We start from the raw sequence: 14,163 nt of genomic DNA, 5'->3' as shown, positions 1-14,163 counted from the left end.
TGTGTGTCCCGGGGGGCTGTGGAGGGGGGTGGGGGGGGGGGGGGGGGCCCGGGCGCCCGCCGGGCCCCCGCGCCGGTACAACGACGGGCTTATTCGCCCTTGTTCAGCTGTTCACGCAGCAGCGCGCCGAGCTTGGTGGTGCCGGCGGCCGCGTCGGAGGCCTTGTTGACCTCGGCCAGGGTGTCGGCCAGCTCGGCCTCGTCCTTGGCGCGGATCGAGAGCTGCATGGTGCGGCCCTTGCGGTCCATGCCCATGAACTTGGCTTCGACGGCGTCACCGACCTTCAGGTAGGTGGTGGCGTCCTCGACGCGCTCCTTGGCGATGTCGTTGGCGCGCAGGTAGCCTTCCACGCCGCCCTCGAGCTCGATGGTGGCGCCGCGGGCGTCGACTTCCTTGACCACGCCGTTGACGATGGTGCCCTTCTGGGTACCGGCCATGTACTGGCCCACCGGATCCTGCTCGAGCTGCTTGACGCCCAGCGAGATGCGCTCGCGCTCGGGGTCCACGGCCAGCACGACGGCTTCGAGGTTGTCGCCCTTCTTGAAGTTGCGCACGACGTCTTCGCCGGTGGTGTTCCAGGAGATGTCGGACAGGTGCACCAGGCCGTCGATACCGCCGTCCAGGCCGATGAAGATGCCGAAGTCGGTGATCGACTTGATCTGGCCGGAGACCTTGTCACCCTTCTTGTGCAGGGCCGAGAAGGCTTCCCACGGATTCGGGGTGCACTGCTTGATGCCCAGCGAGATGCGGCGGCGTTCGCCGTCGACGTCGAGCACCATCACTTCCAGTTCGTCGCCCAGCTGGACGACCTTGGACGGGTTGACGTTCTTGTTGGTCCAGTCCATCTCGGACACGTGCACCAGGCCTTCGACGCCCGGCTCGATCTCGACGAACGCGCCGTAATCGGTGACATTCGAGACCTTGCCGAACAGGCGGGCGCTGGTCGGGTAACGACGGGCGATGTTGTCCCAGGGATCGTCGCCCAGCTGCTTGAGGCCCAGCGAAACGCGGTTGCGCTCGCGGTCGAACTTCAGCACGCGCACGTCCAGCTCGTCGCCGACGTTGACGACTTCGGACGGGTGGCGCACGCGCTTCCAGGCCATGTCGGTGATGTGCAGCAGGCCGTCGATGCCGCCCAGGTCCACGAACGCGCCGTAATCGGTGAGGTTCTTGACGACACCCTTGATGACGGCACCTTCCTGCAGGCGCTCCATCAGCTGCTCGCGCTCGACGCTCGACTCGGACTCGACCACCGCACGGCGGGAGACCACGACGTTGTTGCGCTTGCGGTCAAGCTTGATGATCTTGAACTCGAGTTCCTTGCCTTCCAGGTAACCCGGGTCGCGCACGGGACGCACGTCCACCAGGGAACCCGGCAGGAACGCGCGAACGTCGCGGATGTCGACGGTGAAACCGCCCTTGACCTTGCCGGAGATGCGGCCGGTGACGATCTCGCCGGCTTCCATCGAAGCCTCGAGTTCGTCCCACACCATGGCGCGCTTGGCCTTCTCGCGCGACAGCACGGTCTCGCCGAAGCCGTTCTCGAGGTACTCGAGGGCGACCTTGACGGTCTCGCCGACGGACACTTCGAGCTCACCTTCTTCGTTACGGAACTGCTCGATCGGAATGATGCCCTCGGACTTGAGGCCGGCATTGATGACGACCACGTCGTTGCGGATCTCGACCACGGTGCCGGAAACGATGGCGCCGGGCTTGAGCTTGGAGAGGGCGCTCTGGCTCTGCTCGAACAGTTCAGCGAAAGATTCAGTCATTGTTGGATACTCGGTTGGACATACGGGCCGGCGGCTCCGCCGCGACCCACCTGTTGGCGCTTGATGCGCGTGGATTCACCCCGCGCCATCGGGCGCGGGACCTTGGTTTCTGCTTCGGAAGCCGCGCCCTTGGGAGCGGATGCGCCGGGGAGATCAGGCCTGTCGCGGCTGGCGGAGTTTTTCCGGCAGCACCGACAGCACGCGCTCGATCACCTCGGTGATGGGCGTGCCGGTGGAGTCCACGACAACCGCGTCGTCCGCGGGTTTCAGGGGCGCCACCGCACGCCCGGCATCGCGCTCGTCACGAGCGGCGATTTCGTGCAGCAGACTGTCAAGATTAACCGAAACCCCTTTTTCCTTCAACTGCTTATGGCGCCTTTTGGCCCGTTCCTCGGCGCTGGCGGTCAGGAAGACCTTGTAGGCGGCATCCGGGAAGATCACGGTGCCCATGTCCCGGCCGTCGGCGACCAGCCCCGGCAGGCGCCGGAAGCGGTGCTGCAGGTCCACCAGGGCCGCCCGGACCGGGGGGTGCGCGGCGATGGCCGAAGCCGCCGCGCCGGCGGTTTCCATGCGCAGCTGGCGGGTGCCGTCCTTGCCGTTCACGATGACGTGCAATTCGCCCGATTCGGCCGTTTCGAAGCGGATCTCGGTGCGGGCGGCGCAGTGGGCCACGGCCTCGGGGTCGCTGAGGTCGACGTTCTCCCAGGCGGCGGCCAGCCCGACGGCGCGATAGATCGCGCCAGAATCAAGGTAATGCCAGCCCAGGCGGTCGGCCACGGCCCGGCTGATGGTGCCCTTGCCGGAGCCGGAGGGCCCATCGATCGTCAGTACGGGGATGCGTGGCATGGGCGGGGATTCTAGCCGACCGGCGCGTCGGCCTGCAGGCCCAGGCCGGCGGACCGCGCCAGCGCCTCGAAGCCCGGGAAGGAGGTGGCGACATTGGCGCAGTCGCGGATCCGCACCTCACCGTCCGCGCGCTGGGCGGCCACGGCCAGGGACATTGCGATGCGGTGGTCGCCGTGGCTGTCCGCCTCCCCGCCCCGCAAGGGCCCACCGCGGATGATCGCGCCATCCGGGGTTTCGACGACGTCCGCGCCCAGAGCCTGAAGGGCCGTGGCCATGGCAGCGATACGGTCGGACTCCTTGACCCGCAGTTCGGCGGCGCCCGAGACGCGGGTTTGCCCTTCGGCCAGGGCCGCCGCGACGAACAGGGCCGGGAACTCGTCGATCATGTCGGGCACCAGCGCCGGCGGCACGTCGATGCCGTGCAGCCGGGCATGCCGCACCCGCAGGTCGGCCACGGGCTCACCACCCTGCTCGCCCCGGGTTTCGAGCGTGATGTCGGCGCCCATCATGCGCAGGGCGTCCAGCAGGCCGGTGCGTCGCGGATTCATGCCGACCCGGCGCAGGCACAGGTCGGAGCCGGGAACGACCGAGGCAGCGACCAGGAAAAACGCCGCCGAGGAAAAGTCCGCCGGCACCACCACCTGCGTGGCGTGCAGCCGGTGGCCGCCTTCGAGGCTGGCCTCTCCGGGCGAAAACCGGACCGGCCAGCCGAAGGCCGCGAGCATGCGTTCGGTGTAGTCGCGGGTCGGGTGCGGTTCGATCACCCGGGTGGTGCCGCGGGCGTACAGCCCGGCCAGCAGGACCGCGGATTTCACCTGCGCACTGGCCACAGGCGATTTGAAATCAATGCCTTGCAGACCTTTGTTCGCGTGAATCCTGAGTGGCGGCAGGCCGCCCTCGCCGGCGTCGATCACCGCGCCCATCGCCCGCAGCGGGGTGATGACCCGGCCCATCGGCCGCCGCGACAGCGAGACGTCGCCGACCAGCACGCTGTCGAAGGCCTGCCCCGCCAGCAGGCCAGCCAGCAGCCGCATGCCGGTGCCGGCGTTGCCGCAGTCCAGCGCGTCGCTGGCGGCCTGCAGGCCATGCAGCCCGACACCATGGACGACACGGTGGCTGGCGCCGGGCGCGTCGATGCGAACCCCCAGCCGCCCGAAGATCGCCGCCGTCGCCCGGGTGTCCTCGCCTTCGAGGAAACCGTGCACCTCGCTGCGACCCTCGGCCAGGGCGCCCAGCATCACGGCGCGGTGCGAAACGGACTTGTCGCCGGGCACGCCCAGCTCGCCGCGCAGCGGGCCGCCCGGCCCCGCCCGCCAGTCCAGCCGCGGCGCGCTCATGCCAGCACCTCGTCCAGGGCGTGCAGGAAACGACGGTTCTGGACGCGGGTACCGACCGTGATGCGCAGGCAGGTTGGCAGCCCGTAGCCGCCCATGGGCCGCGGCACCACGCCGCGGGCCACCAGGCCCTGCTCCACCGGCGTCGCGTCGCGGGAAAAATCCACCAGCAGGAAATTGGTCTGCGAGGGCGACACGCCCAGCTCACGGGCCCGCAGCGCGTCGGCCAGTGCCTCGCGCTCGGCCGCATTGGCCTGGCGCACCTTTTGCACGTGGGCGGCATCGGCCAGGGCGGCTTCGCCCGCGGCCAGCGCCGGCCCGTTGACGTTGAAGGATTCGCGCAGGCGTTCAAGCACCGCGACCAGGCCGGGCGCGGCCACCAGGTACCCCAGGCGCAGCCCGGCCAAGCCGTGGGCCTTGGAGAAGGTGCGGGTCACGACGAGGTTCGCGAACCGGGGCAGCAGGTCCAGCGCCGTGCCGATGGCCGGGTCGGTGACGTATTCGAGATAGGCCTCGTCCACCACCACCAGCACCGTCGGCGGCAGCCCGGCCAGGAAGGCTTCGAAGTCGCCGGCGCCGAACCAGGTGCCGGTGGGGTTGTTCGGGTTGGCCAGGAAGACAAGGCGCGTGCGCGGCCCGACCGCGGCCGCCATCGCGGCCAGGTCGTGCCCGCGCGCCATGGCCTGCCCGGCCGCAAGGGCCGGCGCCTGCACCAGGGTAGCGCCGGCGGCCTGCGCGGCCAGCGCGTACACCGCGAAGCCGAACTGCGAGGCCACCACTTCCAGGCCCGGCCCGGCGAATGCCTGGCCCAGCATCATCAACAGTTCGTGCGAGCCGTTGCCCAGCATCAGCTGGTTCGGCGCGACGCCGTGATGGGCGGCCAGCGCCTGCCTCAGCGCGCCTCCGCGCGGGTCGGGGTAGACGAACGCCGCGTCGATCGCCGCCACGGCGGCGGCGCGGGCCGCGGGGCTGGGTCCGTAGCAGTTTTCGTTCGAACCGAGTTCGACCAGGCCGGGCTGTGTCCGGCGCAGCGCGACCAGGTCCAGGCCCGGGTCGTAGGCCCGCAGGCGCTGCAGGCCCGGCTGGGCAAGCGCGGAGAAGGCGGCCTCGTCCATGCTCAAAGCAGCGCCACGGGATAGGCCCCAAGGATGCGGATGTCGGCGGCGAACCCGCCCAGTTCGGCCAGGGCCGCGGCCACGGGGCCGTCCTGGGCGTGGCCATCGACGTCGATGAAAAACGCGTACTGCCAGCGGCCGGTATGGGCCGGCCGCGATTCGATGCGGTTCATGCTGACGCCGTGGCGCGCGAAGGGGCTGAGCACGTTGTAGAGCGCACCGGGCTGGTCGCGCACGAACACCATCAGCGAGGTGCGGTCGTGGCCGCAGGGTGGCAGCAGCTCTCGGCCCAGCACCAGGAAACGCGTGGTGTTGTCGGGGTGATCCTCGATGGGACCGGCAATGGTCTTGAGGCCATAGACGTGGCCGGCGTTTTCACCGGCAATGGCCGCCGAGTCGTCGGCATTGCGGGCCCGGCGCGCCGCTTCGGCATTGCTCGAGGCCGGGATCTTTTCGGCCTTGGGCAGGTGCTGGCGCAGCCAGGCCTTGGCCTGGGCCAGCGACAGCGGATGCGAATACACGCGCTCGATGTCCTCGATGCGGCCGGTGCGCGACATCAGGAACTGGTGCACGGCCAGCTCGACCTCGCCGCAGATCTTCAGCGGCGAGGTCAGGAACATGTCCAGGGTGGACTGGATGGTGCCCTGCCCGGAGTTTTCCACCGGCACGATGCCGAAGTCGGCGTGCCCGGCCTCGACCTCCTGGAACACCTCTTCGATGCTCGCCAGCGGCAGGCCCTTCGCCGAATGGCCGAAGTGCTTGTGCAGGGCCTGCTGGGAAAACGTGCCCTCAGGGCCGAGGAAGCCGACCTTCAGCGGCTCCTGCTGGGCCAGGCAGGCCGACATGATCTCGCGGAACAGGCGAAGCAGCACCTCGTCGTTGAGCGGGCCCTGATTGCGGTCGAGCACGCGGCGAAGCACCTGGGCTTCGCGCTCGGGCCGGTAATAATCGATCGCGGCCGTCAGCGGACCCTTGGCCTTGCCTACCTGCCGGGCCCAGTGCGCCCGTTCGGCGATCAGGTCCTGGATCTGACGGTCGATGCCGTCGATGCGTTCGCGCACCTGCGCCAGTTCGGGGCTGGCCGGCGAGGCCTTGCCGGCGCCGGCTTTACGGACGGCCATTTCAAGCGTGGCGCCGGGCGAAGTCGCCCATGAAATCCACCAGCGCCTGCACGCCGGCTTCGGGCATCGCGTTGTAGATCGAGGCGCGCATGCCGCCCAGGGCCCGATGGCCCTTCAGGCCGACCAGGCCGGCGGCCTGCGCCTCGGCCAGGAAGGCCTTTTCGCGGAGCTCATCGGGCAGGAAAAACGGCACGTTCATCCATGAGCGCGCGGCAGGCTGGACCTCGTTGCGATAGAAGCCACCCGAGCCGTCGATGGCGGCGTAAAGGTTTTCCGCCTTGCGCCGGTTGCGCTCGCCCATCGCGACCGCCCCGCCCTCGGCCTTGAGCCATTCCAGCACCAGGCCCAGCACGTACCAGGCGAAGGTGGGCGGCGTGTTGAACATCGAGTCGTTGCGGGCCTGGTTCTGCAGTTCGAAGATCGGCGGCAGCCCGCGGCCGTGGTGGCCGAGCAAGTCCTTGCGGATGATCGCGATGGCCAGGCCCGAGGGGCCGAGGTTCTTCTGGGCGCCGCCGTAGAGCACGCCGAAGCGCGATACGTCGATCGGGCGCGACAGCACGTTGGAACTGACGTCGGCCACCAGCGGCACGTCGCCGGTGTCGGGGATGTCGTGGAACTCGACGCCGTGGATGGTTTCGTTGGGCGTGTAGTGCACGAAGGCGGCGCCGGGCGTGAGCTGCCAGCCGGCGCGGTCGGGGATGCCGGTATAGCCCTGGTCCTTGCCGCTGGCCGCGACGTTCGCCTTCAGCGACGGCGCGATGTTGTCCAGCGCCTTCTCGCCCCAGTGCCCGGTCAGCACGACGTCGGCCGCCTGGTCGGCGCGTGCCAGGTTCAGGGCCAGCAGCGCCGACAGCGTGGTGGCGCCGCCCTGCAGGAACAGCACGTGGTAATCGTCCGGGATCGCCATCAGTTCGCGCAGGTTGGCCTCGGCGCGCGCGGCGCACTCGACGAAGGCCTTGCCGCGGTGGCTGACCTCCATCACCGAGGCGCGTTCATCCTTCCATTCCAGGAGTTCCTCGCGGACCTGCAGCAGGACCGGTTCCGGCAGCGCGGCGGGGCCGGCGCTGAAATTGTAGGCGCGTGTCATCGAAGTCCTCGGGAAAGTTGCATCGGCAAGTTATCACGGGGTCGCGAAACCCCGGAAGGCGTTCACCCGACCATGCCCCTGCTTGCCGAGAGCATTTGCTCGAACTGTTCCGGCGGCAGCGCCCGCGCGAACAGGAAGCCCTGGCCGAACTGGCAGCCGATCCGGCGCAGGGCGTCGCGCTGGCCCTGGGTCTCGATGCCTTCGGCGGTCAGCGTCAGGCCCAGCTCGGCGGCAAAGCTGTTGATCGTGCGGGCGATCGCCCGGTGCCGCGGATTGCTTTCGATGTCGCGGATGAAGACCTGGTCCATCTTCAGCGCGTCGAAGGGCGAGGCGGCGAAGGACTCGAGCGACGAATAGCCGGTACCGAAGTCATCCACCACCAGCCCGACACCCAGGGCCTTCAGCGCCAGCAGCCGCTGCTCGGCCTGGCCGCGGCCACCGCGGAAGGCGGTTTCCGTGACTTCCAGGCGGAGGGAGGCCGGCGGCAGCGCGTGCTGGCGCAGCAGGGCCAGAACGTCGTCGACGATGCCCGGCGACACCATCTGGCGCTCGTCGACATTGACGTTCATCGACAGCCCGGCGAACTCCGGATGGTCGGCGCGCCAGCGCGCCAGCTGCGCACAGGCCTGCCGGAGCACCCAGGCGTCGAGGTCCATGATCAGCCCGGTTTCCTCGGCCAGCGGCAGGAACTCGGCCGGGGCCAGCAGGCCGCGGCGCGGATGTTGCCAGCGCACCAGCGCCTCGGCGCCGACCAGCCGGCCACTTTCGAGTTCGACGATGGGTTGGTAGTGCACCCGGAACTCGGCGCGCTCGAAGGCCAGCCGGAAGTCGGTTTCCAGCTGCAACCGGCTCAGGGCCTCCTGGTGCATGCCCTCGTCGAAGACGACGAAACCGGACTTGCCGGCGGACTTGGCCCGGTACATCGCGGTGTCGGCATCACGCAGTACCTGGTCGGGCGACTCGTAGTCGCGGCGGCCAAGCACGATGCCGATGCTGGCCGAGGAAAACACCTGCTGGCCGCCGATGTCGAAAGGCTGTTCGAACAGCCCGATCACCGTGCGGGCGATCTGCCGGGCCCGGTCGCCGTCGCAGGGTCCGTCCGGCAGCAGGGTGAACTCGTCGCCGCCGTAACGGGCGATCAGCACGTCCGACAGCAGGCTGTCCTCGAGCCGACGGGCGATCTGCACCAGCAGGCGGTCGCCGGCGCCATGGCCGAGGCTGTCGTTGACCCACTTGAAGCCATCGAGGTCCAGGAACAGCACCGCGTAGGCGGTGCCGCCCGCGCGGCTGGCACCGAGCATCGACGCCGCCAGCTTCTGGTTGAACAGCATGCGGTTGGGAAGGCCAGTCAGCGGGTCGTGGGTGGCGTGGAAGCGCAGGCGGTCCTCGGCTTCGCGCTGGCGCGTGATGTCGAGCACGGTGCCGGTGAGGTGCTCCAGGCCATCGAGCTGCACCGGGCCGATGCTGACCCGCACGTAGACCCGGTGGCCGTCGCGATGCAGCAGGCAGCTTTCGAAATCCGGGCTGACCGCCCGGCCCGCCAGCCGGTCGGCGTCGCGACGCTCGGACTGCGGCACGGCCTCGGGCGCCATGATGTCGCGGTAGGTGCGCCCCACCAGCTCGGCCTCCCGGTAGCCGAGCATCTGCGCGAAGGCGCCGTTGGCATAGGTGTAGCGATCGCCGTCCATGACGAACACGCCGACCTGGCTGTGCTCGACCAGGGTGCGGTATTTGCTTTCCGACCGGGCCAGTGCCAGGCGGGCCTCCTGGCGCTCGTTGATGTCCAGGATCGAACCGGTCAGGTGCTGCGGCTGCCCGGCCTCGTCGAAAACCACGCGCACGCTGGCGCTGACCCACTTGATGTCGCCGTCCCGGCAGCGAACCCGCGTTTCATAGTGCTCGAACGAGCCCTCCTTCAGCGCCTGCGCGACGAGGGTTTCGCGCTCGGCCGGATCCAGGTAGACCGCATGCATGTCGCTGGCGCTGGCGCGCAGCTCGGCGACGCTGTCGTAGCCGAGGATCCGGGCCAGCATCGGGTTGATCTCCATGATCCGCCCGTCGAGGCGGGTGCGGAACAGGCCGGCCGGGGAATCCTCGAACAGCTCGCGGTAACGAAGCTCGGCGGCGGCGACGGCCCGCTGGCGCGCCCTTTCCTCGGTGACGTCGCGCAGCGTGCCGGTGGAGGCGATGTCGCCCTCGTAGTCCACGGCATCGGCACGCACCTCGCACAGGATCACCTGGCCGTCGCGCCGGCGCAGGCTGATTTCGTAGACCTGGGGCTCGGGCGAACCCGCCTCGCGCGCGGCCCGGCGCGCCCGCTGGGCCTCGAGGTCGGCGGGATCCACGAGCGACATGTATTCGATGCCGACCAGCTCTTCGACCGTGTAGCCCAGGATGTCGGCCAGCGCCCCGTTGGCGAAGGCCACCCTGCCCCGCTGGATCAGGAAGACGCCGTCCCGGCTGTTTTCGACCAGCACCTGGTAGAGCGTGCGCGACTGCTGCAGGGCGTCTTCCGCCTCGACCTGGGCGGTGATATCCACCAGCGAACCTTCGTAGAACAGCACCTTGCCCTGGTCGTCGCGGATGGCCCGGGCGTTCTCGCTGACCCAGATGATGCTGCCGTCGCGCCGCCGCACCCGTGCGCGCACCCGGTCGAGGCGCTCGCCGGCCTGCAGGCGTTCGTGGCTGCGCGCCGCCTGGGCAGGATCCACGTAAAGGCTGGCGGCGTCGCGGGCGCATTCCCTGAGCAGCTGCGCCGGCGACTCGAAGCCCAGGATCCGCGCCATCGCCGGGTTCACGTCCAGGAACCCGCCGCCTGGCAGGCTGCGGTAGATGCCTTCGGCCGCGGCCAGGTAGAGCGCGCGGTAGAAGCCGGCCGGCATGGCCTGGCCGTCGGCTGCGCCCCCGGCCTTCACCACGTCACCACCCAGGTGCAACAGGCAGAAGACAACCGTGCCTTCGTCCCGGTCCTCGGCGAATTCGCAGCTCAGCTGCGCCGGCAGGATGCGACCGTCCGCGCAGCGAACCTCCGTCGGCAGGCCCATGGCCCGGTGTTCGGCACGAAGCACGCTCCATATCCGCGCCCGGAAACCCGGATCGGGCCATAGTCCGATTTCGTTGGGGATCTTCCCGATCACCTCGTCGCGACGGTAGCCGGTGCTACGCTCGAACGCAGGATTGACGCCGAGGAAGACCCCGTCGCTGGCGCGCATCACGGCAATCACGCTGGTGGACGAATCGAACGCTTCGACCAGGCGCATCCCTTTCCCCGGTGGCGATCCCTGCGAGGAGTATAGCCACCCGGGCCGCACCGACGTGGACAACGGAGACGCCCGATGAGCCGCCAGCGCTATCCCCAGCCGCCCGCTTCCGAGATCACGCCCGAGCCGGTCTATCGCGCCCGGCGCCAGCTGATGGGCCTGGGCCTGGCCAGCCCGTTGCTGGCGCTGGCCGGCTGTGCCGGCGCCGAGGACGCACCGGCCGTCGCGCCAGCGCGCAGCGATTCCCCCGACGGCTTCCGGACCGACGAGACCCTGACCACCTGGCAGGATGCCACCAGCTACAACAACTTCTACGAATTCGGCACCGGCAAGGCCGACCCGGCACGCAATGCGCACACGCTGCAGCCGGCGCCGTGGTCGGTGGTGGTCAGCGGCGAGGCCGAAAGCACCGGCGTGTTCCCGCTCGAGGACCTGCTGCGGCCGCACGCGGTGCAGGAGCGCATCTATCGCCTGCGCTGCGTCGAGGGCTGGTCGATGGTGCTGCCCTGGCAGGGCGTGCCGCTGGCCGATGTGCTCGGGCGCCTGAAGCCGACCTCGAAGGCCCGCTACGTGGGCTTCACCACCCTGGCCGAACCCGCGCAGATGCCCGGCCTGCGCTACCCGGCGCTGGACTGGCCCTATCGGGAGGGCCTGCGCATCGACGAAGCGATGCATCCGCTGACCCTGCTCGCGACCGGCTTGTACGGCAAGGACCTGCCCAACCAGAACGGGGCGCCGCTGCGCCTGGTCGTACCCTGGAAATACGGGTTCAAGAGCATCAAGTCGATCGTGCGCATCCATTTCAGCGAACAGATGCCGGTGACCAGCTGGAACCAGTCGCAGCCCAATGAGTACGGTTTTTATTCCAACGTGAATCCCGACGTCGACCATCCGCGCTGGAGCCAGGCCAGCGAGCGTCGCATCGCCGGCGACGGCAACCGCCTGTTCGCCAACCGCATCGCCACCCTGCCTTTCAATGGCTACGGCGAACAGGTGGCCTCGCTGTACGAAGGCATGGACCTGCGCAAGTGGTTCTAGGCAGGCGCGGGATCGACTGGCGCTGGGTCGGCATCAAGGCCATGGCCCATGCGCTGGCGCTGCTGCCGCTCGCCCTGCTGGTGCTCGGCGTGGTGCAGGACAGCCTGGGCGCCGATCCGGTGGCGGAAATCACCCACGCCACCGGCACCTGGGCGCTGCGACTTTTGCTGCTGGGTCTGGCGCTGACGCCGCTGCGGCGACTGACCGGCCAAACCTGGCCGATCCGCTTAAGGCGCCTGGTCGGGCTGTACGCGTTCTTCTATGCCTGCCTGCACCTGGCGACCTGGCTGGTGCTCGACCTGGGCGGCTTCTGGCGGCAGGTGTTCGACGACCTCGCCAAGCGCCCCTACATCATGCTCGGCTTCGCGGCCTGGCTTTGCCTGCTGCCGCTGGCGATCACCTCGACCCGTGGCTGGATGCGCCGACTGGGGCGGCGCTGGGGCCAGTTGCACAAGCTCGTCTATGCCGCAGGGCTGCTGGCCGTCGCGCACTACCTGTGGCTGGTGAAGGCCGACCTGCGCGAGCCGCTCATGTATGCGGCGATCCTGGGCGTGCTGCTGGGGCTGCGTGGCTACTGGCGCTGGCGCGCCCGTCCGCCTCAGGGCGCGTAGACCAGCAGCATCGTCAGGGCCGCGGCCAGGATGGTGGCCGCGGCGATCAGCCACCACAGGCTGTTGGGGTCGCGCTCCCGCGGCGCACTGGCCTTGCCCGGCGCCGACGGCGGCGGATCCTCGGCCACCGGCACATCCACCGCCCGCATCGTCTGCGTGTGCGGCGTGGCCACGGACTTGCCCAGCCCGCCCTGCCCGCGCAGCGGCAGGCCCGGGGCCTCCAGCACGAAGCGGTGCTGCTCGACCATGATCTGGTCGCCGGGCGACAACACGGCGTCGGCCACCGGCACGCCGTTGACCCAGGTGGCGTCCTTGCCGGGCGCCAGCGCGCGCAGGATGACCCGGTCGCCGTGCAGTTCGACCACGGCGTGACGCTCGGCCACGGCGGGGTCATCGAGCCGGATGTCGGCGGCGGACGAGCGCCCGAGCACGCGCGGTTCGGTCAGCGTATGGCAGCGGCCGAAGTGCGTGCCGCTCAGCCCGCGCAGCACGACGCGCGAGGCGGCCACGCGCTGGGCATCGCCGAGGCTGGCCGGCGTGGCCGACGGAATGCGCTGCTCGATGGCCGGCTGCTCGTCACCCTTGATGACGACCCGCAGCTTGTCCAGGCAGACCAGGTCACCCGGCCGCAGCTGGGCCAGGCGAAAGACCGGGCGGGCATTGAGGTGCACGCCCGGCGCCCCGTTCGGGACCCGCAGCCACAGGCCCCGGCGGTCGCTGAGGAAACTGGCGTGGTGGGCCGCCAGGCCGCTGCCGGGCAGGCTGACCGCCAGGCCCGGCCGCGTGCCCACGGCCACTTCGCCCTTCAGGGGCACGCTGGGGTGTTCGCCATTGGGGAACGTCAGTTGCATCCGGCCTCCTCCGGCCGCGAATCTAGCACGGCGAGGATGCCGGGCCCGCTTGGTGGATACGGCGAAGCCAAGCAGAATAGGCCGTCCAGGAGGAAGCCATGTCCCATATCGACATCACTCGAAAACACTCGCGCCCGCTGAAGGAAGCCCGTGCGGCGATAGAACGGGTGGCCGAACACCTGGCCGAAAAGTTCGACGTCGAGTACGGCTGGGAGGGCGACACCATGGCCTTCACCCGCGGCGGCGTCGACGGCCACATCGCCGTTTCGCCGAAGGAAGTGCACGTGACCGCCAAACTGGGTTTCCTGCTGGGCGCGATCAAGGGGCCGATCGAGCGCGAGATCCACCAGTACCTCGACCGCGAGTTCGGCTAGGCCGGGGATTTCCGAAGGGGTCGGGGTGGCCGGCGAACAGCCGGCGCGAGGCTTCCCGCTCCCGGTGGCCGATGGCCTCGAGGAAATCACCGGCCCCGCCCAGGGCGTCGAAGGCGCCGAAGCCGCGCTCCAGGAAACCCTGCAGCTCCGACAGCCCGGCGGCCTTCGCCGGAAGGCGCGAGGCGCGCAGGATCTTGTAGACACCGTGCTTTTTCACCGCTGCGTCCAGGGTCCAGCCCACGCCCAGGATCAGCTCGATCTGCCGGCGCCGCAGCCGCGGGCAGCCGACGGCCCGGTAGGCCTCGCCGTAGTCGGCCAGCGAGATCGGGGCGTCGGGACGGGGGCGCAGGGCCAGCTGTCCGGCCATGCGCAGGTCGAAGGCGTGGCTGAGCACCGCCAGCCCGATGGCGTCGGCGGCGGCCACCAGCAGGCCGTCGGGCAGCAGGCGCGACATCATCGGCATGACCCGGGCCACGTCGCGGTCGCGCCCGGAAAAATCCCGTTCGCCGTAGAGGTCGGTCAGGAAAAACTCCGCCGCCGGCCGCATCCGTTCGTTGTTCTTGAAGTCGGTGAAGCTCTCCGACAACCGCCGTGCCTGCCAGGCCTGCAGGGCCTGGAGCTGCGGCAAGCGGTTGCGCGGATCGCGCACCGGGTCGTTGACGGCCTTCTGCCAGGCCAGCCGCTTGGCCAGGCGCTGGCGCAGCAGGACCTGGCTCATCGGCTGGCGCTCCCGGCACAACCGGGAATCGGGAAA

Annotated in this window: 12 protein-coding genes; 3 read left to right on the top strand and 9 right to left on the bottom strand. The window is 69.7% G+C overall.

Going from position 1 to position 14,163, the window contains the following annotated elements; all coding sequences use genetic code 11:
- Positions 1 to 89: 89 nt before the first annotated feature.
- From rpsA to ACE3TE_RS10230, 7 genes are all read right to left on the bottom strand, one after another.
- A complete protein-coding gene (gene rpsA, locus ACE3TE_RS10260) occupies positions 90 to 1,772 on the bottom strand; it encodes a 30S ribosomal protein S1 (RefSeq protein WP_374604650.1) in 1,683 nt (560 codons plus the stop codon).
- Between the two features lie 153 nt (positions 1,773 to 1,925).
- Entirely contained in the window at positions 1,926 to 2,618 is a 693-nt protein-coding gene (gene cmk, locus ACE3TE_RS10255; RefSeq protein ID WP_374604649.1) for a (d)CMP kinase, read from the bottom strand.
- 11 nt (positions 2,619 to 2,629) lie between these two features.
- Positions 2,630 to 3,955, bottom strand: a complete 1,326-nt coding sequence (gene aroA, locus ACE3TE_RS10250) for a 3-phosphoshikimate 1-carboxyvinyltransferase (protein WP_374604648.1) — start codon at positions 3,953 to 3,955, stop codon at positions 2,630 to 2,632.
- Positions 3,952 to 5,067: a histidinol-phosphate transaminase gene (gene hisC / locus ACE3TE_RS10245; RefSeq protein WP_374604646.1), complete on the bottom strand. Its 1,116-nt coding sequence runs from the start codon at positions 5,065 to 5,067 to the stop codon at positions 3,952 to 3,954. The genes aroA and hisC overlap by 4 nt, the downstream gene beginning before the upstream one ends.
- Before the next feature lie 2 nt (positions 5,068 to 5,069).
- A complete protein-coding gene (pheA, locus tag ACE3TE_RS10240; protein WP_374604644.1) occupies positions 5,070 to 6,188 on the bottom strand; it encodes a prephenate dehydratase in 1,119 nt (372 codons plus the stop codon).
- 1 nt (position 6,189) lies between these two features.
- Positions 6,190 to 7,275, bottom strand: a complete 1,086-nt coding sequence (serC, locus tag ACE3TE_RS10235; RefSeq protein WP_374604642.1) for a 3-phosphoserine/phosphohydroxythreonine transaminase — start codon at positions 7,273 to 7,275, stop codon at positions 6,190 to 6,192.
- Positions 7,276 to 7,337: 62 nt separating this feature from the next.
- Positions 7,338 to 10,535: a PAS domain S-box protein gene (locus ACE3TE_RS10230; protein ID WP_374604640.1), complete on the bottom strand. Its 3,198-nt coding sequence runs from the start codon at positions 10,533 to 10,535 to the stop codon at positions 7,338 to 7,340.
- A 75-nt stretch (positions 10,536 to 10,610) separates the two neighbouring features.
- On the opposite strand from ACE3TE_RS10230, the gene msrP reads away from it, so the two are divergent.
- Together msrP and ACE3TE_RS10220 are read left to right on the top strand one after the other, a co-directional pair.
- The gene (gene msrP, locus ACE3TE_RS10225; RefSeq protein WP_374604638.1) at positions 10,611 to 11,573 is read left to right on the top strand and encodes a protein-methionine-sulfoxide reductase catalytic subunit MsrP; all 963 of its coding nucleotides are present in this window, start codon (positions 10,611 to 10,613) and stop codon (positions 11,571 to 11,573) included.
- A gap of 41 nt (positions 11,574 to 11,614) precedes the next feature.
- Positions 11,615 to 12,184: a sulfite oxidase heme-binding subunit YedZ gene (locus tag ACE3TE_RS10220; protein WP_374604654.1), complete on the top strand. Its 570-nt coding sequence runs from the start codon at positions 11,615 to 11,617 to the stop codon at positions 12,182 to 12,184.
- Here the strand turns inward: ACE3TE_RS10220 and ACE3TE_RS10215 are convergent.
- On the bottom strand, positions 12,172 to 13,035 hold the full coding sequence (locus tag ACE3TE_RS10215) for an FHA domain-containing protein (protein ID WP_374604636.1): 864 nt from the start codon (positions 13,033 to 13,035) through the stop codon (positions 12,172 to 12,174). The two genes, ACE3TE_RS10220 and ACE3TE_RS10215, sit on opposite strands and share 13 nt — an antisense overlap.
- A 98-nt stretch (positions 13,036 to 13,133) precedes the next feature.
- On the opposite strand from ACE3TE_RS10215, the gene ACE3TE_RS10210 reads away from it, so the two are divergent.
- Positions 13,134 to 13,409 carry a polyhydroxyalkanoic acid system family protein gene (locus ACE3TE_RS10210; protein WP_374604634.1) on the top strand — a complete coding sequence of 92 codons (276 nt, stop codon included), beginning with the start codon at positions 13,134 to 13,136 and terminating at the stop codon, positions 13,407 to 13,409.
- On the opposite strand, the gene ACE3TE_RS10205 is transcribed toward ACE3TE_RS10210, so the two are convergent.
- Entirely contained in the window at positions 13,354 to 14,127 is a 774-nt protein-coding gene (locus ACE3TE_RS10205) for a hypothetical protein (protein ID WP_374604633.1), read from the bottom strand. The two genes, ACE3TE_RS10210 and ACE3TE_RS10205, sit on opposite strands and share 56 nt — an antisense overlap.
- Positions 14,128 to 14,163 lie beyond the last annotated feature (36 nt).

Origin of the sequence: Arenimonas sp., assembly GCF_041919775.1 — a bacterium.
GTDB lineage: Bacteria > Pseudomonadota > Gammaproteobacteria > Xanthomonadales > Xanthomonadaceae > Arenimonas.
The sequence above is the reverse complement of the archived record's forward strand: the minus strand, read 5'-3'. Positions and strand labels throughout refer to the sequence as shown.